The organism is Corynebacterium durum, assembly GCF_030408675.1.
Taxonomy (GTDB): Bacteria; Actinomycetota; Actinomycetes; order Mycobacteriales; family Mycobacteriaceae; genus Corynebacterium; species Corynebacterium durum.
In genome coordinates this window covers 2628502-2652203 of the sequence record NZ_CP047200.1, presented here as the reverse complement: position 1 = coordinate 2652203, position 23702 = coordinate 2628502, and the positions used below count along the sequence as shown (strand labels likewise).

The 23702-nt window shown below is 59.2% G+C and carries 13 protein-coding genes and 1 pseudogene; 12 read left to right on the top strand and 2 right to left on the bottom strand.

Annotated elements, in window-relative coordinates:
* Positions 1 to 150 precede the first annotated feature (150 nt).
* Positions 151 to 2271, top strand: coding sequence for an arabinofuranosyltransferase AftB family protein (locus tag CDUR_RS12285; RefSeq protein WP_218865450.1), 2121 nt, complete (start codon positions 151 to 153; stop codon positions 2269 to 2271).
* A gap of 342 nt (positions 2272 to 2613) precedes the next feature.
* Here the strand turns inward: CDUR_RS12285 and CDUR_RS12280 are convergent, their stop codons facing one another.
* A complete protein-coding gene (locus CDUR_RS12280; RefSeq protein WP_179418430.1) occupies positions 2614 to 4116 on the bottom strand; it encodes a DUF5129 domain-containing protein in 1503 nt (500 codons plus the stop codon).
* A gap of 85 nt (positions 4117 to 4201) precedes the next feature.
* Positions 4202 to 6166 (bottom strand): DUF5129 domain-containing protein, encoded by a 1965-nt coding sequence (locus CDUR_RS12275; protein WP_290207834.1) that lies wholly within the window; start codon positions 6164 to 6166, stop codon positions 4202 to 4204.
* Positions 6167 to 6509: 343 nt separating this feature from the next.
* Here CDUR_RS12275 and CDUR_RS12270 point away from each other — a divergent pair, with 343 nt between their 5' ends.
* The 11 genes and pseudogenes from CDUR_RS12270 (at position 6510) to CDUR_RS12225 (ending at position 23694) form a co-directional block, all read left to right on the top strand.
* A complete protein-coding gene (locus CDUR_RS12270; RefSeq protein WP_006062224.1) occupies positions 6510 to 8528 on the top strand; it encodes a glycosyltransferase in 2019 nt (672 codons plus the stop codon).
* Complete coding sequence (locus CDUR_RS12265) at positions 8528 to 9043, top strand: phosphatase PAP2 family protein (RefSeq protein ID WP_006062225.1); 516 nt, start codon at positions 8528 to 8530, stop codon at positions 9041 to 9043. The genes CDUR_RS12270 and CDUR_RS12265 overlap by 1 nt, the downstream gene beginning before the upstream one ends.
* On the top strand, positions 9044 to 10030 hold the full coding sequence (locus CDUR_RS12260) for a decaprenyl-phosphate phosphoribosyltransferase (RefSeq protein WP_179418428.1): 987 nt from the start codon (positions 9044 to 9046) through the stop codon (positions 10028 to 10030).
* A 212-nt stretch (positions 10031 to 10242) separates the two neighbouring features.
* On the top strand, positions 10243 to 11277 hold the full coding sequence (locus CDUR_RS12255; RefSeq protein WP_179418427.1) for an alpha/beta hydrolase: 1035 nt from the start codon (positions 10243 to 10245) through the stop codon (positions 11275 to 11277).
* A gap of 451 nt (positions 11278 to 11728) precedes the next feature.
* Complete coding sequence (locus tag CDUR_RS12250) at positions 11729 to 13702, top strand: alpha/beta hydrolase-fold protein (RefSeq protein WP_040358895.1); 1974 nt, start codon at positions 11729 to 11731, stop codon at positions 13700 to 13702.
* Positions 13703 to 13704: 2 nt separating this feature from the next.
* Positions 13705 to 14214 (top strand): DUF732 domain-containing protein, encoded by a 510-nt coding sequence (locus CDUR_RS12245; protein WP_179418426.1) that lies wholly within the window; start codon positions 13705 to 13707, stop codon positions 14212 to 14214.
* A gap of 5 nt (positions 14215 to 14219) precedes the next feature.
* Entirely contained in the window at positions 14220 to 15134 is a 915-nt protein-coding gene (locus CDUR_RS12240; protein WP_179418425.1) for a cutinase family protein, read from the top strand.
* A gap of 157 nt (positions 15135 to 15291) precedes the next feature.
* Positions 15292 to 17145 (top strand): FadD32-like long-chain-fatty-acid--AMP ligase, encoded by a 1854-nt coding sequence (locus CDUR_RS12235; protein ID WP_179418424.1) that lies wholly within the window; start codon positions 15292 to 15294, stop codon positions 17143 to 17145.
* A 128-nt stretch (positions 17146 to 17273) separates the two neighbouring features.
* Positions 17274 to 20967 (top strand): annotated as a pseudogene (locus CDUR_RS12230) (beta-ketoacyl synthase N-terminal-like domain-containing protein); the annotation flags it as partial.
* 107 nt (positions 20968 to 21074) lie between these two features.
* Positions 21075 to 22136: an alpha/beta fold hydrolase gene (locus tag CDUR_RS12980; protein WP_425551733.1), complete on the top strand. Its 1062-nt coding sequence runs from the start codon at positions 21075 to 21077 to the stop codon at positions 22134 to 22136.
* 7 nt (positions 22137 to 22143) lie between these two features.
* Entirely contained in the window at positions 22144 to 23694 is a 1551-nt protein-coding gene (locus tag CDUR_RS12225; protein WP_179418422.1) for an acyl-CoA carboxylase subunit beta, read from the top strand.
* The last annotated feature ends 8 nt before the right edge of the window (positions 23695 to 23702 follow it).

The following is a 23702-nucleotide window of genomic DNA, read 5'->3' as shown; positions in this document are numbered from 1 at the left end:
TTTATCTGAGGATGATCTGAGGAAAACCACTGAATAGCCGTATTCTTATCCTGAACGCCAGTCGCTCGCCCCTTGTGCCACGGTCCGGTTACGGTCCGGGAGGGAGGGGCGTCGAAAAGCACAGATACAGGATCGCTAACATTGAGTTTCATGACGCAACCATCGCCAAAAACCCGAGTGACGCTGAGCACTGCCGTGCTGTCCGCAGTCATTGTTGCCGTGCTCGGGGCTTGGGGTGCCTGGCAGCGGCGGTGGATGAGCGACGATGGCCTCATTGTCCTCCGCACCGTGCGCAACCTTCTTGCAGGTAACGGCCCTGTTTTCAACGCCGGTGAGCGGGTAGAGGCCAACACTTCGGTGCTGTGGCAGTACCTCATTTACCTTGGGGCGCTGCTCACTCCCGCGCGCCTGGAAACCATCGCCCTGTGGCTTGCTCTCAGCTTTACGACGGCCGCGCTTGCCATAGCCGCGTTCGCGACCTCGCGGTTGTACCGCACACCGGGACTGGTATTCCTGCCAGTCGGCGGGCTTATCTACATTTCCCTGCCCCCTGCCAGGGATTTTGCCACCTCCGGGCTGGAATGGGGGCTGTGCCTGCTGTGGATCGTGGTGCTGTGGGCGCTGCTGATCCGCTGGGTTGGCATGAGGGGTACGGCCAAAGCAGGTCGATCCACCTATTGGTTGGCCTTCTGGGCTGGCTTATCGTGGCTGGTGCGCCCCGAACTTGCTCTCTATGGCGGGCTTGTGGGCCTGGTTGTGTTGATCGCGGCCGATAACTGGAAAAAACGCGGCTGGGTTTTTGCCGCCGCAGTGCCCCTGCCGCTGGCCTACCAGATTTTCCGCATGGGCTACTACGGGCTGCTTGTGCCGCAGACCGCAGTGGCGAAGTCCGCATCCGATGCCGCTTGGGGTTCCGGCTGGGACTACGTTACCGATTTGTTTGGCCCCTACACTCTCTGGGTTGGTTTGCTGCTTGCTGCAGTGTCGGCGGGATTGGCGCTGCGCGTGCTGCTGACTGGTCGCGTGACTGTTCGCACGGAAGAAGCTGAGACAGAGACGACTGAAAAGGGGGAATCTGAAGCGGCGGAGGCGACCGCGCCGTCGCGACGCATGAGGTTGCGGACACCGCTGGCGATCTGCATCCTCATGTGGGTGTGTGGGCTACTGCACAGCGTGTACGTGGTGCGCGTTGGCGGGGACTTCATGCACGGCCGCATGCTGCTCCTACCGCTATTTACGCTGCTCCTGCCGATTTCCGTGGTGCCGCTGTGGGAATGGGGCACCAAACCCAGCTGGCACACACTCGCCACCGGCGCGACAGCCTGCGGACTCCTGTGGTGGGGCATTACCACCGTGCTCGGCGGGCACAACTGGAGCATGCCCGACCAGGATTCCGCTATCAAAGACATTGGCATTGTCGACGAACGAGAATTCTGGATCTCCTTCAGCCGCACCAGCTACCAAGACCCGCCGCTGTACGCCGAAGACTTCCTCAGCATCAACCGCATGAACGGCTACCAGGACGTGATGGTGGACCTGAAGAAAGTGCCCACCGGCGCAGTGCTGCCGATCCTCGCCTCGAAAAACCCCGAAACATTCGACTGGATCCTCGTGCCGCGCGTGCCCCGCGAAATCGGCCAATTCCCGCCGGAAGTACAGCGCGAATACACCGAACTCAACTACATTCCACCCACTGTCACTTTCCTGAACCTCGGCATGACCGCCATGAATGCGCCCTTGGAGGTGCGGGTCCTCGACTCCATTGGCTTAGCGACGCCGCTCGCCGCCCGCCAACCCCGCATCGAAAACGGTCGCATCGGGCACGACAAATACCTCTCCCTCGAATGGCAGCTCGCCGAATCGCCCTCCGACCTGCACATCCTCCCCGCATATGTGGACGCGGAGGAAACCTGGGAAGCCCGCCAGGCACTCCACCACGAGGACTTTGTCAAGCTCTTCCTCACCTACCGCGAACCCATGAGCCTCAAGCGCTTCCTGGGCAACATCAAGTTTGCGCTGACCGATGGCCGCACCCTTGAGTTCTCCGACGACCCCTCCGACTACCTCAAAGAACCCGAGAAGATACACAACGACATTCCCATTGCCTGGAGCATCGACATCAAACGGGATGACCTGCCCGACCTCACCGGCGTGACCGGCGACCTGGTGAACCTTCCCGGTGTCGGCGATGCTCAAGGCAACAGTGAAGTCCCCGGTGAAGTCGCCAACGAGGTCACCGGTGCTGGGGAAAGCGGGGATAGGCAGCAGTAGGAGAGTGGTTGAGGTCTGTGAAAATGGCGCTTTGAACTGGGGTTGTGTGGCAGCTTGATAGGCCATGACTTCCCGGTGCAAAGTATGCTTATGCTCAAGCACGAAAATGGGGTGTTTTTCGGCTTGGAGATAAGCACACTTTGCGTGCTTGTCATATAGGTCTACCGCCAGGTACGAAAACAGGGTGTTTCCGTACCTGGCGGTAGACCTTTCTCTATGCAAACATAGTCTCAGTTAATCACCGGGGCAGTCGCCCATGAATGGGGTTTATTCAATAATCATTGAACTCTTATTTGGAACGGGTTTTCTATGAAAAAATTTCCCCCAAACGAGGTGGCCCGGTCACCAGCCGCTGGAGCCACCCGCGCCAGAGAAGCTGGTGCTGCTGTAGCTTGTGTTGACGCTGCTAGAAGACGAGCTTTGAGCTGCGGCGACATCGTTACTGTGCCAGCTGCTGAGAATGAGGTACGGCACGAAATCGTTGCGCCCTAGGCCCACGTTCCAATCGCGGGAATCAATGCGCGGGGCCACGCGGTCGTCTTTATCTAGAACCTCAGGCATGGTGTTTTCCTGCATGTTCTTAGTGACGATCTGGTAGTCGCCCAGAATAGTAGTGAACTCATCCATGAAGGTGGGGGAGGCGGCGTTGTGCACCAGGGCGTCGATACGCGTCATGATGCTGTCGTATTCCGCAGCGTAGCGATCATCGGGTGCGTCGAGTTTGGCCTTTAATGCGTCCTCACGTAGGCGCTGCAGCTGGTTACGGCGAGCCTCTTCATTGCCATTTTCAAGGTCATGCAGCAAGTTGATGTTCTCCTCTGCCTGGCTCATTTTGGTTGTTTCTTCGACCGCTGTGGCAAGGGCTGCGTGGTGGCGGCGGAATTCCTTATTGGGCGAATCAACAGTGAGATGGTCAATGGAGTTCATGGTGGTGTGCAGCTGCAGGAATCGTTGCTTCACATCCTCCCACTGCCTGCGAAGCTCATCGTTGGCAAAACTAGAGGTCAGAGAATGTGCGCGAACATCAATGGCCTCAAGATCGGCGGCCACGCGGCCGTATTCCCGGGAGACAGTGTCAAAGTTGGCGCGCGCCTGATTGGTACGGCGGCTTGTCACACTGGCAGCAATGACCGCGCCAATACCTGCAACAGTGACAGCTCCACCAGCAGCAAGGCCTGCTGCGAGGCCAGGGTTGATGGTGTTGCCGGATGCCTTATAGTTCGGGTCAGCGGCCGCAACAACCGACTCCACCATACCGTCTGCGTAATGGCCCTTGCGCAAGCCAGGCTTCGCGGCATCAACTATGGTCTCTAGCCGCTCCTGTTTACGCAGGTCGATAGCCTGGGCGACATCTTCACCACCGAGTACACCATTTTGGCGGGGGTCAAAACCCACGGCAACAATGAGGTGCCCATCGGCGTACTTCGTCTGGTCCGGTGAGAGCAAGTCGGGCCGATACTGCTTCAGGTGATTCAGCACTGTGTCATTTAGGTTCTCATCGTTGGTGGCAAACGTGACGTAGTCAACGGATGTCACAACAGAAGGAACGGCAACCTTGAGAGTGTTCTGGTGTAACGATTCCTTATCCGATTCGCTGAGCTTGCCAGCACCGTCCCATACCGTCACCGTTGGACCTTGTGCCCCTGGCCAGGTGCTTAACGACGCCCCGTCAATATCGGTTGTCAACATTGTTTCCTGTGCCACTGACACAGCGGGGGACCCGGTTGATGCGGATTCTGCTTGTGCGGCTGGGGCATCAATCGGCGCGATGTGAGTCATGGCACCAAGGCTGCCGATAAGAAGCGTCAACGCTGCTGCACATAGTGGTGCAGCGAGTCGACTCATGGCAGCTCTTCCCAGGAAAGACTTAGATATAGGTGACACGTTAGCTATCTTACGGAAGATGCCTGAATCGTGTCGGTGCTCACCTTTACCAGTCGCTTGAGCCGCCTGCGCCGGAGAAACTGGAATCGCTGTAGCTGGTGTCAACACTGTAGCTTCCAGAACTGTCACCACCACTACTATCGCTTGATATAGAGGCAGTATCGCTACTATTCCAAGAGCTCAAAGTTCCGTAAGGGATGAAGTCTGTGTGTCCAAGGCCCACATTCCAATCGTAGGAGTCGAGGCGCGGTACTGCTCGGTTGTCTTTATCCAAAACGTTCGGCATGGCATGGTCGCGTATTGCTTTGCTGACCACCTGATAGTCGCTGAGGACTTGTGTGAAGTCATGCATAAAGCTTGGGTGAGTGACGTTTTCAAGAAGCGCATCCAGCCTGTTCACCAGCGCATCGCATTCCTGCCGAAGAGGTAGTGTTGGTGCGTCTAATTTTGCTTTGTACACGTCGGATCGGACGCGGCGGAGCTGCTTTCTGCGGGCATCATGGTCGCCGTGTTCCAGGCTGTACAGCAGCTCGATGTTTTCTTCTGCTTGTGCAATTTTGGTTGCTTCTTCACGTGCCGCAGCTATTGTTGCGCGGCTTTTGTAGAACTGTTTGTTCGTTCCAGAGTCTGCCAAGTGGCTGATGGAATCCATAGTGGCGTGGAGCTGCAGGAATCGTTGCTTTACGTCCTCCCACTGGGCGCGAAGCTCGTCATTGGCAAAACTAGAAGTGAGGGAGTTGGCGCGAATATCAATGGCATCGAGGCTGCTCGCGATGCGTCCATATTCTGCGGCCGCATGATTATAAGCTTCACGTGCCTGGCGGGTTCGGTTTTTTCGTGTGTGTATGAATACACCAATGATGGACAGCAGCCCGCCACCAAAGACCGCAACGGATGCCACCGTAGCAACTATATTCGTGACCTTTTTGCCTGTATCTACAGGTAGTTGGTAGTCCGGGTTTGCCGCTGCGGTGACAGATTCGATCATGGCATCGACATAGCGTCCCGCGCGCAAATCCTCTTTCGGGGCAGCAGTGAGGGTTTCTAGGCGTTGTTGATCACGTAAGCCCACAGCTTGTGCAACATCCTCACCGCCATATATGGCATTTTTGTGTGGGCTAAAACCAACAACAACGATCAGATGCCCGTCAGCGTATTTTTCCCGATCTGGTGTGAGCAGATCTGGGCGATACAGCTTGAGGTGGGCCTGAAGGGTGTTATTGAGGCTGTCAGAATTGTTGCCAAACGTGAAGTAGTCAACGGACTTTACGTCACTGGGCAGGGCAATATTCAGCGTGTTCTGGTGTAGAGACTCCATATCCGTGTTGCTGAGTTTGCTGGCACCATCCCATACAGTCACAGCAACATGATTAGGATCGCTCCACTGTTTGAGTGGGGCTCCAGCAACAGTCGTGTTGTTGTTGGCTTTTTCTTGTTCCTGCAGAGCGGCTTCGCCAATGCGTGGGTCAGCGATAGCACGAATCGCCTGCGCCATGCCTTCTGCCCGATGCTGCGCGTTCATGCCGGGTTTCATGGCCGCAAGCACGCCTTGCGTTCGTGCTTGATCAGTAAGCTGCGCGCTTTGTTTTACATCGTCGCCGGAGAAAAAGCCGAATGAGCCTTTACCGCTGCCTCCATCGAAGTTAACAGCAACAATGAGGTGCCCATCGGCGTACCGCGTGCGCTCGGGTGAAAGCAGATCGGGGCGAAACTTCTGGACATTGCCCCACAGCGCTGCTTCGATGTTAATAGGTTCGGGGAAGCTCAACGTAATGAAGTCAACATGCGTGACCACTGGTGGTAGCGCTGCCTGGGCGGTCACGTCGCGGAGCATATTTTCGTCGTTTGGGGGTAGCAGTTGCGGCCCATCAGCAATGGTGATTGTTTTTCCGTTGATGGGCGGGAAAGTGGTGATGTAAGGATTGGCTGGTGCGATCACTGCCGTATTCGCTGCGGCAGGTAAAAGTACTGCACTAACCACAGCCACCATCGCTGCAACTACATGCACCACAGTATGAAACCTGTGCAACCGGGACGTCGATAAGCGGCTAATGGTGGTACCTGCGACATAGTTCACTCGTTAAACGTTAACGAATGCGAACCCGCTACACGAGTCAGTGCATGGGTAATGGGGTAGTTGAGCGGATAAAACCGTGGTCTGCGAGCGTGCCAAACAGCGGTAAGGCAGTGAAACCTACTACTGTTTATATGAATGAGTGTTTCGCACCTTTTCCGCACCCGGCGTACAGCCCCAGCAGATAGCTTCGGCGGACAGTGGGTGTGCGACTCATGATCATGACGGTGCGGGCATAAGAAATAACCACAGCAGATAACCACAGGAAAGGCTTAGCTCTATGACGAAGGCACAGGAATCGTCAGGATCCTCAACAAAAGGGGCTTCTGGCGGGAGTTCCCCGCACACCAAGGCTGTGGAGCAGTTGCAGCGTGTGCTGCTGCCACGACGCGGGGAACCTCATGATGTGCGTTCCCTGTATCTGCTGGAAGTGGAAACGAATAAGACCCGTGCCACGTGGGACGACCGGACATCGGTAACCATTCCCGCTGGCAGCGAGGTGAGCTTCCAGACCTACTTCAACGCCTTCCCCGCCAGTTACTGGCGCCGCTGGTCCCAGCTGGACACGGTGGTGCTGCAGGTGGAGGCCCTGGGGGAGGCCCGGGTCGAGGTGTATCGTTCCAAGATTGACGGTGCCCGCATCAGCGTCGACGGCGGCATGGTCAGCGACGGTGTGATTGAGTTTGAGCTGTCGCTTGCCCCGTTTGAGGACGGCGGCTGGCTGTGGTTCGACATCACCGCCGAAACAGATGTGACCATCGCCAGCGCGGGCTGGTTCGCACCCCAGGCCCCCGCACCGCAAATCATGCCGGACGGCAGCGAGGTTGGCCCGTTCGAGCCGCGCGTCACCGTGGGCATCCCAACGTTCAACCGGCCGACCGATGCGGTGGCGGCACTGGACGCACTGCGCAGTGACCCGCTTGTCGACGCCGTGATCGACACCATCATCATGCCTGACCAGGGCACCAAACACCCCGCTGACGAACCAGGCTTCGCCGATGCTGCGGAGCATTTCAAAGGTCGGCTGTTCGTGTACCAGCAGGGTAACCTCGGCGGTTCCGGCGGCTACTCCCGCATCATGTATGAGGCCATGGGTGGCCCCGACGGCACCAGAGAGGCAGCCGCAAAGCAGTCCCCCTACATCCTGTACATGGACGATGACATCGCCATCGAACCCGATGCCGTGCTCCGTGCCCTCCAGGCAGCCCGCTACGCGCGCACCCCAATCCTGGTGGGTGGGCAGATGCTGAACCTGCAGGAACGCAGCCACCTGCACTCCATGGGCGAAGTGATTGACCGCAGCATTTTCATGTGGACCTCCGCCCCCCATGTGCACTACGACCACGATTTTTCCAAGCACCCCCTCAGTGACCGCGGCAAGTTCGGCGACAAGCCAGGCACCCCGAACTCCGTGGACCTGCACCGCCGCATTGATGTGGACTACAACGGCTGGTGGATGTGCATGATCCCCCGTGTGGTGGCAGAACGTATTGGGCAGCCCCTGCCGCTGTTCATCAAGTGGGACGACGCGGAATACGGCCTGCGTGCAGGCAAAGCCGGGTTTCCCACCGCCACCTGGCCGGGCATTGCCATTTGGCACATGGCCTGGTCCGACAAAGACGATGCCATCGACTGGCAGGCATACTTCCACCTTCGCAACCGCCTGATCGTGGCCGCCTTGAATCATGAAGGCGGAGCAGAGGGCATTGTGCGGTCTATGCAGAAGGCCACCCTCAAACACCTCATGTGCCTGGAATACTCCACGGTGGCCATCCAAAACGAGGCCATGAAGGACTTCCTCGCAGGCCCCAGCCAGCTTTTCGACATCCTGGAAACCTCCCTCCCGCGCATCGCCGCCATTCGCGCAACCTACCCGGACGCGGTGGTTCTGCCCACGGCGGCCGATCTGCCGAAACCCTCCGGCGCGCCGGGAGTGCCCACGAAGGACATTGGTGGACGATTGGCCCCCTTGAAGAAGTCCATCTGGTTGGCCAAAGGTGTGCTGCATTCCCTCCGCCCCGCAGACACCTCGCATCACGATGTCCCCCAGGCGAACTGGGCACCCATTGAGGCGCGCTGGTTCTCACTGTCTCGCGTGGACGGCGCCACCGTTACCACCGCTGATGGGCGTGGGGTGGTGTACCGTAAGCGTGACCGTGACAAGGCAAAGGCACTGCTGGACGAGTCTCGCGCACTGCAGAAGGAAGTTGCCGCGCGGTTCGACGACCTCCGCGCGCAGTACCGTGCAGCCCACAGTAGGCTCACCAGCCTTGAGGCTTGGAAGAAGGTATTCGATTAATGGTTAAAGGCGACCCATTCAACGAAACTGAGATGCTGGTACGCATCCAGGATTCGCTTTTCGACGCCCCGGGGGTCCAAGCCACTGCCCGTTTGCTCAGCCACTTCGGCGAACACTCCCTGGGCTGGATCAGTGTGGGTGCGGTAGGCGCGCTCGTCGATAAGCGGCGGCGCGGCAAGTGGGTAAAGCTGATTGCCGCGTCACTGCTGAGCCACGCGGCATCCGTGGTGATCAAGCGCGTGGTGCGCAGGCCCCGCCCGCATGACGACCGGATTGCGGTGGGGGTGGGTACGCCGTCAAGGCTGAGCTTCCCCTCCTCCCATGCCACCTCTACCACGGCGGCGCTGGTAAGTTTGGCGAAGTTAACTCGGTCACCACTTCCGCTACTTGGCGTGCCGATCATGATGCTGTCGCGTATGGTGCTGGGAGTCCATTACCCCACCGATGTTGCCGCTGGTGCGCTGGTTGGGGCAGTGACCGCTGAGACTATTTCGAGGATAAGAAGGGAAACGTAAATGACCAAGGAGCAGGCGGGCATCCTCGGCTCCGAACCGCACACAGGCGGACTTGCTATACCCTCCACTAAACACAAACCGCCGAAAAACCTGGCAGACGGCATGATCAAAGCGTTGCGCCCACGCCAATGGGTGAAAAACGTGCTGGTGCTGGCCGCCCCCATGGCGGCGGGGTCGGATGTGCTGCTGAACCGCAGAACAATCATCGACGTAGCGATTGCCTTCGCGGTGTTCTGTATGGCGGCCTCGGCAATTTACCTGGTCAACGACGCGAAAGACGTGGAAGCAGACCGCGCGCACCCAACGAAACAGTTCCGGCCCATCGCCGCAGGCGTGCTTCCTGTGGGGTTGGCCTACGGCATGGCGGTGCTGCTCATTGCGGGATCGGTGGGGGTATCGCTGCTGGCATCCAGCGGCCGCAACCTGGCCATTGTGATGGCAATCTACATTGTGTTGCAGCTGGGCTACTGCTTCGGGTGGAAGCATCTGCCAGTGATTGACATTGCGCTGGTGTCCTCGGGGTTCATGCTGCGCGCTATGGCTGGCGGTGTCGCCGCAGGCATCACGCTGTCCCAGTGGTTCCTCTTGGTCGCGGCGTTCGGCTCCCTGTTTATGGCATCGGGTAAGCGCTACGCTGAGATTTTGCTTGCTGAGAAATCCGGTGCAAAGATTCGTAAAGCCTTAGAAGGGTACACACCAACATACTTGCGTTTCGTATGGACACTTTCAGCTACTGCCGTGGTTATGTCTTACGCACTCTGGGGCTTCGAAATGGCCAACATGGTGCAGCATCATGGCGCCGTTTGGTACCAAGTTTCAATGGTGCCATTTACCGTCGCTATCTTGCGTTATGCGGCTGATGTTGACCGTGGTGACGGTGGTGCTCCAGACGAGTTGGCACTCAGTGATCGCACCCTTCAAATACTTGCGATCGCATGGGTCGGATGCATCGGCGCAGCGGTCTATATAGCCCCTGTTGTGTCCTAACTCATATTTTTGTGAAAATGCTGGCCAGGGTATGTTTTAGTATAAGAAAATAATTAAAGGTCTCTCATTCTGCTTTATAACGTTTGAATAAAGTAGAAAGATACTAAGATAGTCAAGAAGTATGAGGCCATACAGGCTGGCGCCCAACATCCAAGACGCCAGCTTGGGCAGCATTTAAGAACGCTAAGAAGAACAAGGTATCGAGGAGAAAAATGACGATCGCCTCTCGACTTCGCACCGTAGGAGCCAAAGCGACGACCATAGCTGTTGCACTTGCAGCTGCTTTTGGCTTGAGTGTCGTCGCAGCTTCCCCCGCGCACGCAGCCAACCGCGACGTTCTGCGCGCAGATAACACCGGCGCCTGTGAATGGGACGCTGTGGGGTTCTGGGTCCAGCGCTGTGACGTTTGGTCCCCGTCCATGAACCGCAACATCCCGGTGCTGGTGCAGCCCGCCGCCCGTGGAGGTAACGCAGGTCTGTACCTCCTCGACGGCATGCGCGCCGGTGAAACCTTCACTGGTTGGACTGCATCCACCAACGCTCCGCAGGTCTATGCGGACAGCAACATCAACCTTGTCATGCCCATTGGCGGCGCAGGTTCCTTCTATGCCGACTGGGACTACCCGGCACACTTCCTGTCCACCGGCAGTGGCAACGACGTGGTGTACAAGTGGGAAACCTTCCTCACCTCTGAACTTCCCGGCTACCTGCAGCAGAACTTCGGTATCGCACCGAACAACAACTCCATCGGTGGCCTCTCCATGGGTGGCACTGCTGCTTTGAGCCTTGCTGCACAGCACCCGGACCAGTTCCGCCAGGCAATGTCCTACTCCGGTTACCTGCACACCACTGCTTTCGGTATGCAGACCATGCTGCGTCTCGCTCTGCTTGATGTTGGTGGCTTCAACCTGAACAACATGTACACCTCTATCCTGAACCCCCGCCGTTACCAGGACGATCCGTACTTGAACATGGGCGGCCTGAAGAATGCTGACGTTTATGTCTCCGCAGCTAGTGGCGTGTGGGCACCGAGCGATCTGCGTTACCCGCTGGATCAGCGTATCTACGGCTCCGGTCTGGAAGGTCTGTCCAGGATGTCCACCGTCAGCTGGGAAGCTAAAGCTCGCGCCACCGGTCTGAACGTGACTGCAGACTACCCGCCGCTGGGCGTTCACAACTGGGATCAGTGGACTTACCAGCTGAACCGCACTAAGGACCGCGTCCTTGATCACATGAACGCTCGCTAAAAACACATTTTCTTAGCGACGTCGCCCAACCTGGCGTCACAACCCTCCCATCCGCGCAACATGGGTAGGGGAGTGGTGTTCAGGTTGGGCGTTTATGTTTATTTTTCGTGTTGCTTTGGGCGTGTTGCGCTAGAAAAAGTCTCAAGTTGAACTTAAACTTGAAACCAACCTACAGGGTCGGACGGTGCATCGGTGTATGCGCGTTAGCGATGTAACGCTGACGTAACACTGGTGTAACGAAACGGCCCCTTCCTGGCGATATATAATCTGATAACTGAATCCATCGTTGACCAAGCACTGGGATGTTCTGGAGGAGGGGAACCTCCAGAACATCAATGGCCAGGGCTTGGAACCATCGTATGCCTCTTTCCTGTCGTACCTGCACGCTAGTTTTACTTGCAATGTGCTGGCTCGATAGGGCGGAGCACACAGACACAAAGGACTAAACCACATGCGTGATACCGCAGTCTCCAGTACTCCACGGCGCCGACGTTCCCTTCGGCGGGCATTCACGGCATTCGCTGCCGTGCCCACCGCCCTTGCTCTTGGGTCCGGGCTGTTCGCTGCCGCTCCGGCTACTGCAGTTGACGTGACTAACCAGGCACAGAATTCCCTGTTTGGTAGTTCCGACGTGACCGACTACCTCGAAACCGATGGTGTGCCGCAGCGCACCCCCATCCGCACCGACGAGCACCCCTCTATCCAAGGGCTGCCATCCGGTGTGAGCGTCGAGCGCGTTGAGTGGATCACTGAGCGCCGTATTGCCCTGTTCATTCGTTCCGCCGCCATGCCGAAGGAACTCATTCAGGTACAGGTCTTGCTGGCCCGTGACTGGCACTCCAACCCCAGCGCAAAATACCCGGAAGTGTGGGCCCTGGACGGCCTGCGCGCGCTGGATACGGAAAGCGGCTGGACCATCAACACCAACATTGAGCAGTTCTACGCTGACAAGAACGTCAACGTGATCCTGCCGGTGGGTGGCGAATCCTCCTTCTACTCGGACTGGCAGAAGCCAGACAATGGCAAGCACTACAAGTGGGAAACCTTCATGACCAAGGAACTTCCTGCGGTTCTGCAAAACGGTTACCGCTCCAACGGCGAGCGCGCCGTCTTCGGTTTGTCCATGGGCGGCACCGCCGCCATCAACCTCGCGGAGCGCAACCCCGACATGTTCAAGTTCGTGGGTTCGTTCTCCGGGTACCTGGACACCACCTCTATGGGTATGGCCCAGGCGATCAGCGCCGCTCAGAGCGATGCCGGCGGCTACAACTCGGAAGCCATGTGGGGTCAGCCCGGCTCCCAGGACTGGATTGACCACGACCCGAAGCTGGGTATCGACGCCCTGAAGGGCAAGGCCGTATACGTATCCTCCGGCTCCGGTGCCGACGATTTCGGTCAGCCTGGCTCCGTGGCCAACGGCCCCGCAAACCCGGCGGGCGTTGGCCTAGAAATCTTGTCCCGCATGACCACGCAGACCTTTGTGGATCGCGCGAAGAAGTCCAACGTTGATGTGACGGCCGTATTCCGTCCGTCTGGCGTGCACAACTGGCCGTACTGGCAGTTCGAGATGACTCAGGCATGGCCCTACATTGCAGATTCCCTCAAGCTTGCTCAGGCGGATCGTGGTGCCGACTGCGCCACCCAGGGTGCTATCGCCGAGGTAACCAAGTCCAACGCTTTCGGCGCCTGCGTGAACAACGAATACGACGTCAAGGGCGGCAAGGCCCAGGACTTCCGTGGCGGTCGCGCCTACTGGTCCCCTGAGACCGGTGCGCACGTGCTCTTTGGGCGGATCGGTGCCCGCTACTCCGAGTTCGGTGGCCCAGATTCCTGGCTTGGCCACCCGACGTCCGGCGAGAAGGCCACCCCGGATGGCAAGGGACGTTACGTTCACTTCCAGAACGGCTCCATTTACTGGACCGCAGAGACCGGGGCCCGTGCTCTGCCAAAGGACATTTTCGATGCCTGGGGCTCCCAGGGTTGGGAAGGCGGTAGCTTGGGCTACCCGACGGAAGACACGGTTGAGCACAACGGAAACTACATTCAGAAGTTCCAGGGTGGCTACGTCATCCGGACCAAGGACAAAGGTGCCTACGCTGTTCATGGCGAGATTGCCAAGAAGTACGCCTCGATCAATGGTGTGGAATCCAGCCTCGGTGCGCCCGTTAGCGGTGAGCAGGCCATTTCTGGTGGCGCTCTCCAAACCTTCCAGCATGGTGCCATCTACTGGAGTCCAAGCACCGGCGCACACTTCATCATGAACGGCAACATTCGCGACGCGTGGGGCAAGCAGGGTTGGGAAAACGGTGCCTTCGGCTGGCCGACCGCAGACCAGGAGAAAATCCAATCCGGTGGCGAGAAGATGACCTTCCAGCATGGAACCATCTCTGAAGTCAACGGCCGCATTGTTGAGGAGAAGAAGTAACAATGTTTGCTCGCGCTAAACTCGGCGCCGTCGTCGGCCTGTGTGCCGTCTCTACTGTCCTGCTGGCAGCCTGCGGTGGGGCAACCTCGGATGGTGGCAGTTCCGAATCCTCCGCTGTGGCACCGCTGAGTAAGTCGGCGCGTGCCACGGAGAGTTCCACCTCGTCCAGTGGAGACTCCAGCAGCACAAAGTCGAGCGGTGAGTCGAAGACCCAGACACCCCAGGATCGGGAGGCCCGAGAAGTCTCCGAGGTGCCCTCAAGCGGGCAGCAACTGTCCGAACGTGACCAGAATTACCTTAAGGAGTTGAAAGATAACTCCATCAATGTTGATGGTGCCGAAGGCTCGCTTATCGGAACTGCATCCGGCGTTTGCCAAAGTCAGGACACCAAAAATATTGACGTCATGACGCTGGCCGTTGCAGGGCAACTTGTGGAACAAGGCCGCACCCAACAAAAACCTGAAGAAGTCGCGGCTGTACTTGCGCGCGCTGCGAAATCCGCATACTGCTAGAACTTATGAGAAAAGGCTTGACAGTTCTTGCGGTCGTTGTTGTCCTGGGCATCATCGTTGGCGGGATACTCCAATGGATTGGCTCCCAGGACAACCCACCCACGCCTCCACCGACTGACGGGCCGACAACCCAGGCTCAGCAGCCGGACTGGTGTCCAAACGTGGAGGTTGTTGCTGCGCCGGGTACGTGGGAATCCGCCTCAACAGATGACCCGTACAACCCCACCTTCAACCCGATGTCCTACATGCTGAGCGTGACTCGTCCGCTCCAGGAAACGCATCCAGCCGATGACGTTCGGGTGTGGACCTTGCCGTACGTGGCGCAGTTCAAGAACATTAACTCCCAGCAAGAGATAACCTATGACGAATCCCGCACGGAGGGCACCACTCGCGCGCAGGAGGAGATGACAAAGACCCACAACGAATGTCCGCTCACAGACTTCATTCTCGTCGGCTTCTCCCAGGGGGCCGTGATTATGGGTGACATTGCTAACGCTATCGGCCAAGGCACTGGACCTATCCCTGCCGACCGTGTGCGCGGCGTGGCGCTGGTTGCGGACGGACGTCGAGAACCGGGCGTGGGCCAGCAGGCAGGTAATCCGGTCGCTGGCGTGGGCGCGGAAGTGTCCCTGGCAGCGGTGAATGCTCTGGTTCAACCGATCGTGCCGGGTGCGACGATGCGTGGACCCCGGCCAGGCGGCTTCGGTTCGCTGAATGATCGCACCTTTGAGATTTGTGCGGCGGATGATCACATTTGCGACGCACCGCTGGGTGTCGGTGCCGCGTTCGAGCGTGCGCAGGCTCTGGTGGCTGCAACGGGGGTGCACTCGCAGTACGCAACGAATCCGAATGTCTTCCCGGGAAGCACAACTACTGAGTGGCTGATCAACTGGGCAAATGGTCTGATTAACCAGCAATAACACGGGGCGCGGGTGCGGTGGAGTACCCGCGCGTCAGTGTTGTGTGGGGAAAGTAATGAAACGGGTCTTACTTACGATGTCGTAACCGTAGCTCATAATACCGCTAGGATGTCTTTTAACTTTCTTTAAGAGATCTAGCTACCGACTAAGGAGAACCATGGATCTGCAAGCGGCCATCGGCCAGTTTTTTGATGACAAAAGACAGATCAACCTTGACCCCCGGCTGACACTGGCCGGCCTCTGCGAGACCCTGTACCAAGCGGAAGCAGCGGCGGGGACCGTCAACCGCCCGTGCCTGCGCTTCTGGGACTTCTCCGAGTCGCGTGAGGGAACTCCCATCGACTTCACTCGCGCTGAGATCAACACCCGCATCAAGTCCGTAGCGGCGCGCCTGCAGCAAGTTGGCACCATCGGTGACCGCGTGGCCATTCTGGCAGGCAACAGTCCTGAGTACATCTTCAGCTTCATCGGTGCACTGTATGCTGGCCTGATTCCTGTGCCGCTCTACGACCCCACCGAGCCTGGGCACGCTGATCACCTGACCGCTGTGCTGGCGGACTGCAAACCGTCGATCGTCCTCACCAACTCCACCTCCGCAGCTGCGGTCCGACGCCAGTTTGCCGACGTTCCCGCAGCGGAGCGCCCCCGTATCCTGTCGGTTGATTCCCTGCCGGATAGTCTTGCCGAAAGCTACGTCAACCCCCTCATGACCGAGGCCGGTCAGGCGCTTCTGGCGCAGTCCCAGACTGCCCCTCTGGACATGATGGCGTTCCTGCAGTACACCTCCGGTTCTACCCGCACCCCTGCCGGTGTGGTGCTGAGTAACCGCAGCATCATGACGAACGTACTGCAGATCTTCACGGCCGCTAAGCTGAAGACTCCATTGCGCCTGGTCACCTGGCTGCCGCTGCACCACGACATGGGTATCATCCTGGCCGCGTTTGTGACCATCCTTGGTCTTGAGATGGAAATGATGACGCCCCGCGATTTCATTCAGCAGCCGGTGCGGTGGGTTCGCCAGCTGAGCAAGCGCGATGAGCGCAACAACGTTTATGCTGTGGTCCCGAACTTTGCCCTGGAACTGGCTGTCCGTTACGGACTACCTAGCGAGGAAGATCAGGTGGACCTGTCCACACTTGACGGCGTGATTGTCGGATCGGAGCCGGTCACGGCTCGGGCCATCAAGCAGTTCCACGATGCTTTTGCACCCTTTGGTCTGCCCGGTAATGTGATTCGTCCCTCGTATGGCTTGGCCGAGGCCACCCTGCTGGTGGCTACTCCTCAGGGCGAGAAAAATGCCCGCATTGTCATGGTGGATCGTGAGGAACTGAGTAATGGTCGAGCCGTGATTGTCGACGAGTCCCATGAGAAGGCCGTGCCTCTCATGTCCAACGGTTCGGTTGTGCGCCCGCAGCAGATGGTGATCGTGGATCCCGAAACGCGTGCCGAACTGCCCGATGGCACCATCGGCGAGATTTGGACGCATGGTGATAACACTGCCGCCGGCTACTTGAACCGCCCTGAAGAGACTCAGGAGACGTTCCGCAACACCTTGGCTTCGCGCCTGCCGGAAAACTCTCGCGCAGAGGGTGCGCCTGACGATGACCGGTGGATGGCCACCGGTGACCTCGGGGTTATCATCGACGATGAGATTTATATCACAGGCCGGTTGAAAGACTTGATTGTGATCGCCGGACGTAATCACTATCCGCAGGACATTGAGTACACCGTCAACCATGCCTCCGAGCACATTCGACCTGCTGCGATCGCCGCGTTTGCGATCGAGGGCGACGATGTTGAGAAACTGGTTATTCTGGCCGAGCGTGATCTGGGCCGCGACCCCAGCGGCGATGGTGAAGCTATCGAAGCCATTCGTGCGGCTGTTACATCTGCTCACGGCGTTGTTCCTTCGGACATCAAGATTGTTGACGTTGATGCGATTGCGCGCAGCTCAAGCGGTAAGATTGCTCGCAGGGTTGCCCGTCGTCACTACCTTGGCGAGGCCGAGTAAAGTCCCATAGATGACAACCCTCCGCTGGTGCGCATATGTTCTTCGGACGCGGGTGGCGGAGGGTTCGCCATGTAGATAAATAGTTAGTTTAATAAGCCTTAATCACACGAAAGAGTTGAATTCCCCACATGGATCAGAGCCGGAAGTCATCCCAGACATCGTCCATGACAACTGATGAACTGCGCGCGTGGCTGCGCGCGTGGGTTGTTTCCACCACTGGTCTTCCCGAAGAAGACGTCACGGACGATAAACCCATGGAGACCTTTGGCCTATCCTCCCGTGATGTTGTGGTCCTGTCCGGGGAATTGGAAAACCTTCTGCATGTGCAGCTGGACGCCACGATCGCCTATGAATACCCAACGATCGGCGCTCTAGCGAAAAGGCTTATCGACGGCCCCGCAACCTCCGCCCGAGCCACGGCACAGGCCCGCACCTCCCGGGTGAGCAGCGATGTCGATACCCCGGATGTGCACGACATTGCCATTGTTGGCATGGCGGGGCGTTACCCCGGCGCGAACAACATCAGTGAGATGTGGGACCAGCTGGTTGCGGGTAGGGATGGTTTGTCCGACCTGCCGATTGGCCGTTGGTCGGAATATTCCGGTGACGAGGTGATGCGCACACGCATCGCTAACACGAACACCGTGGGTGGTTACCTGGATGACATTGCGAGCTTTGATCCCGAGTTCTTCGGACTTTCTCCGGTGGAGGCCGCCAACATGGATCCCCAGCAGCGCATTGTGCTGGAGCTGACCTGGGAGGCTTTGGAACACGCGCACCTTGCCCCGAATAAGCTGCGTGGACAGTCGGTGGGTGTGTATGTGGGGTCCACCAACAATGACTACGGCATGATCATCACCGCTGACCCTGCGGAAGCTCACCCTTATGCACTGACTGGAACCTCAAGTGCGGTGATTCCCAACAGGATTTCCTACGCGTTTGATTTCCGTGGACCATCCGTGAGCGTGGATACCGCATGTTCTTCATCGTTGGTGGCTTTGCATCAGGCGGTGCGTGATTTGCGTGCGGGGGATGCGGATGTTGCTGTTGCTGGCGGCGTGAACATTCTGGCTTCGCCGTTTGTGACCACCGCGTTTGGCGAGCTGGGGGTGCTGAGTCCCACCGGGAAGATTCACGCGTTTTCTGAGGATGCGGATGGTTTTGTGCGTTCCGACGGCGCGGGCATTGTGGTGCTTAAGCGCGTTAAGGAAGCTATTGCCGACGGCGATACCATTCTTGCGGTGATCAAGGGAAGCGCCGTGAATTCGGATGGCCGCTCAAACGGTCTGACCGCCCCGAACCCGGATGCCCAGGTTGATGTGCTGGACCGCGCCTACTCCGACGCGGGTGTGGATCCCAGCACGGTGGACTATGTGGAGGCTCACGGTACGGGCACGATCCTGGGCGATCCCATTGAGGCATCTGCTTTGGGCGCGGTGTTGGGCGCTGGGCGCGATACTGCGGAGCCACTGCTTTTGGGCTCAGCGAAGACGAACTATGGGCACACGGAAGCCGCTGCCGGTGTTGCCGGGGTGATCAAGGTGGTTCTAGCCATGAATGCTGGCGTGATTCCGCCGTCGCTGCACTACAGTGGCCCGAACCCCTACATTAATTTTGATCGTGAGCATCTGGAAGTGGTGGAGGATCCCCGCGAGTGGCCATGCTACTCGGGGCGCGCCACGGCTGGTGTGTCCGGTTTCGGCTTTGGTGGAACGAACGCACATGCTGTGCTTGCCCAGTTCGATCCTGCAGACTACGACACGAACCCCCAGCCCGTGGAGCCGCAGCTGGCGGATGGGACGCATGTGCTGTTGCCGGTGAGTGGGTTGCTGCCGTCGCGGCGTCGGCAAGCGGCGGCGGACATGGCGGACTTCCTGGAGGGGCGCAGCGACGATGACTTGATCACCGTGGCTCGCTCCCTTGCCCGCCGTAACCACGGGCGTTCCAGCGCGGTTGTGGATGCCGGGACTATTGCAGAAGCAGTGAAGCGGCTCCGCTTGGTGGCGGACGGTAAGAAGGGGCCTGGCATCGCCGTGGCTGACAGTCCTGCCACTGCGGGTCCGGTGTTTGTGTACTCGGGTTTCGGGTCGCAGCACCGCAAGATGGCTAAGGAACTAGTGGCCATGTCGCCGCTGTTTAAGGCCCGGCTTGAGGAACTGGACGAGTTCATTAAGTTCGAGTCCGGGTGGTCGTTAATGGAGCTCATCGCGGACGATTCCCAAACCTACGACACGGAAACCGCGCAGGCGGGCATTACCGCGATCCAGATTGCCCTGACGGACCTGCTGGCAGCGTTTGGGGCGACACCCGGTGCCGTGATGGGCATGTCTATGGGCGAGATTGCCGCAGCCTACGCGGCCGGTGGTTTGAGTGCTCAGGACGCGATGCGGGTGGCCTGCCATCGTTCCCGTCTGATGGGGGAGGGCGAGAAGTCGCTGCCCGAAGATCAGCTGGGTGCCATGGCTGTGGTGGAGTTTTCCGTGGATGAACTGGACACTTTCATCGAGGAACACCCCGAATACGCAGGCATCGAACCGGCCGTGTACGCGGGTCCCGGCATGACCACCGTGGGTGGCCCCCGCCAGGCCGTGGTGAAACTGGTGGAGATGCTGGAAGCGGAAAACAAGTTTGCTCGACTGCTCAACGTCAAAGGCGCCGGTCACACCAGCGCTGTTGAGCCGATCCTTGGCGAACTTGCCGCTGAAACCGCTGACATTACCCCCATGCCGTTGCGCATTCCGCTGTTCAGCTCTGTAGACCGTGGGGTGACATACCAGCCCGGTACTGTGGTACACGAACCTGACTATTGGGTGCGCTGTACCCGCCAGCGCGTGTGGTTCCTGGACGCCACCCAGCAGGCGTTTGCCGCAGGCCACACCATGCTGGTTGAGGTATCCCCCAACCCAGTGGCGCTGATGGGCATGATGAATACCGCTTTCAGCGTCGGCGCGGGTGACTCCCAGCTGCTGTACGTGCTCAAGCGCAAGGTCGGCTCGGCGGAGTCCATTCGCGACCTGCTGGCCAAACTCTACGTTGCTGGCCAGCCCATCAACCTGGAACTGATCACCGGCTCCGGTCCGCGTATCGACGCCCCGCACATCACCTGGAAGCACCAGCGTTACTGGACTGCCGCCCGCCCCTCCAGCGGCGGCAACGCCACCCTGCCTGGCACGAAAGTGACTCTGCCGGACGGGTCCGTCGCGTTCTCCACCCTCGCGGAAAACGCGCCCTCTGCGGTGGCGCTGCTGGAGTCCGCTGCGGAACGCCTCGACCCTGATGCGCAGCTCGTGGCCGTGGAGGAACACACCACGTTGCCGCCGTCCGGCGAGGTCACGACGGTGGCCAGGAAGCACCTTGGTGGGGTGAACGTGGCCGTGCACCGCGTTATGGGCGATGCTACGGTGCTGGTGGCGGAAGGTTTCGCATCCTCCGTCGCTGGTGGCATGGACGCGGGCTTTGGCAAGGACGGCCTCGGGGATGAGGTCGAGCCGGAAGCCTTTGACTCCACGGCGACCTCACGCTTTGATGATGTCACCGTTGACGCCGTTCACTGGGATCCCGAGTCTGGGGAAACCGTGGAGCAGCGCATGCGGTCCATCGTATCTGAGGCGATGGGCTACGACGTTGAAGACCTCCCCGGTGAGCTTCCACTGATTGACCTCGGGCTGGATTCCCTCATGGGTATGCGCATTAAAAACCGCATCGAATATGACTTCCAAATCCCCGAACTGCAGGTTCAGGCGCTTCGCGACGCCTCCGTGGCCGATGTGGTCACGCTGGTGGAAAACCTGGTGGCGGAGAAAGCCGGTGGGGACGAGGCACCTGCGGCAGGCGCGGGCGTCGATAAGAGCCCTGCCGATGAGGCCGCTGCTGGCACTCGTGCCTCCAAACAAGGTGTGGGTGTTGCGCCTCGTGACGCATCCGAGCGCATGGTTTTTGCTACCTGGGCCAGCATTACCGGGACGGCAGCGGCGGGCATTAGCAGCGAATTGCCGTCCATTAGTGAGGACACCGCGCGTGCCATCGCGGAACGGCTCAGCGACCGCAGCGGTGTTGAGGTGACAACCCAGCAGGTGCTGGACGCGGATACCCTGGAACCGCTGGCGAACATCGTGCGCGAAGGGCTGGAAACAGAGGTGGAAGGCACGATCCGCGTGCTGCGAGCCCGCCCAGAGGGATCCACCAAGCCGTCGGTGTTCATGTTCCATCCTGCCGGAGGATCGTCGGTGGTGTACCAGCCGCTGGTGCGGCGACTCCCTGCGGACGTACCCGTCTACGGTGTGGAACGCCTGGAAGGGTCCCTGGAGGAACGCGCCGCAGCCTATCTCGACGATATTCGTGAATACTCGGACGGGCGACCGGTGATCCTCGGCGGGTGGAGCCTCGGCGGTGCGCTCGCCTACGAGGTGGCTCACCAGCTGGTACATAGCGACATAGACGTGGCGTTGATTGCGCTGCTGGACACGGTACAGCCCTCCGAACCCATCCCCAACACCCCCGAGGAAACCCGGGCGCGGTGGGAACGCTATTCGGCCTTTGCCAAGAAGACGTACGGCCTGGACTTTGAGGTGCCCTACGATCTGCTGGAGACCGCAGGTGAAGAAGCCCTTCTGCAGATGATGACCGACTTCCTCGCCAATACCGATGCCTCCGAACATGGCCTGGCCGCCGGGGTGCTGGAGCACCAGCGCGCCTCCTTTGTGGATAACCGCATCCTCAACCACCTGGACCTGCACCGCTGGGACGACGTGACAGTTCCCGTCATGTTGTTCCGAGCCGAGCGCATGCACGATGGGGCGATTGAGCTGGAACCCAACTACGCTAAGATTGACGCGGACGGTGGCTGGTCCGCTATCGTTGACAAGTTAGACATTATTCAGCTACACGGCGATCATCTTGCCGTTGTAGATGAACCCGAAATAGGCACCGTGGGTGCGCACCTGAGCAGGCGCATCGCGGAGCTCGCCGGAGAAGAAGACGGAAACGAGTAGCTCGACAGTGACTGGTACCACCACGGCGGAAAAACTCGCTGACCTCCACGCCAGGCTTGAAAAGGCACAAGATCCGGGCAGTGAACGTGCCCGAGCAAAGCGAGATGCGGCTGGTTTGACCAGCCCCCGGCAACGCATTGACCGACTGCTCGACAAAGGTTCGTTCGTGGAAATCGGTGCGCTGGGTCGCACCCCCGACGACCCGGAAGCTCCCTACGGCGACGGCGTGGTCACCGGGTATGGGCGTATCAACGGTCGCCCCGTCGCCGTGTACGCGCACGACAAGACCGTTTACGGCGGTTCTGTGGGGGAGACGTTTGGCCGCAAAGTCTGCGAAGTCATGGACATGGCCATCAAGATCGGGTGCCCGGTGATCGGCATCCAAGACTCCGGTGGTGCCCGCATCCAAGACGCCGTGACCTCGCTGGCCATGTACTCGGAAATTGCGCGGCGCCAGCTGCCCCTGTCGGGCCGAAGCCCGCAGATTTCCATCATGCTTGGCAAATGCGCTGGTGGTGCGGTGTACGCCCCGGTGACCACGGACTTTGTTATTGCCGTGGAAGGCCGAGCCGAAATGTACGTTACCGGCCCCGACGTCATCCGTGAGGTCACCGGCGAGGATATCACCTCTGCTGAACTCGGTGGCGCGCACCAGCAGGCGCTCAACGGCAACATTTCCTATGTGGCACCTACAGAGGATGAAGCCTTTAATTACGTCCATGACCTGCTCGAATACCTGCCGAGCTCCTGCGACGAACCCGCGCCCGAGTACTGGGCACCAGCCGACGAGGCTGTTGTGGGAGACAGCGTGTTGGACACATTCATTCCCAACGATCCCAATGCCGGATACGACATGCTGGACCTGCTGGGTAAGATTTTCGACTCCGACGACGTGTTGGAAATCCAGCCCGACTACGCCCCCAACATCATCACCGCCTTCTCGCGTATCGACGGCCGCCCGGTCGGCATCGTTGCCAACCAACCTCTGCACCTTGCGGGCTGCATCGATGCTGATGCCGCTGACAAAGCCGCACGCTTCATCCGCATCTGCGATGCCTACAACGTTCCCATCATCTTTGTGGTGGACACCCCCGGCTACCTACCGGGCGTCCAGCAGGAAAAAGTGGGACTGATCCACCGTGGCGCCAAACTCGGCTTCGCCGTGGTAGAAGCCACCGTGCCGAAAATCTCCCTGATCGTGCGCAAAGCCTTCGGTGGCGCCTACGCCGTCATGGGGTCCAAAAACCTGACTGGTGACATCAACCTTGCCTGGCCCACCGCCCAGGTCGCCGTGATGGGTGCCGCAGCCGCTGTGGTGATGATCCAAGGCCGCCAGCTCGCAGCTGCCCCGCCCGAGCAGCGGGAATACATGAAGAAGCTGTTCATGGACTTTTACAACGAGAATATGACCAGCCCCTACGTCGCCGCAGAACGCGGATACATTGACGCCATGATCGAGCCAAACCAAACCCGGCTGATGCTGCGCCAAGCCCTGCGCCAACTAGCCACCAAGGAAGAGCCCGAGATGCGCAAGAAGCACACCATCATGCCCATGTAGCCAGTTCA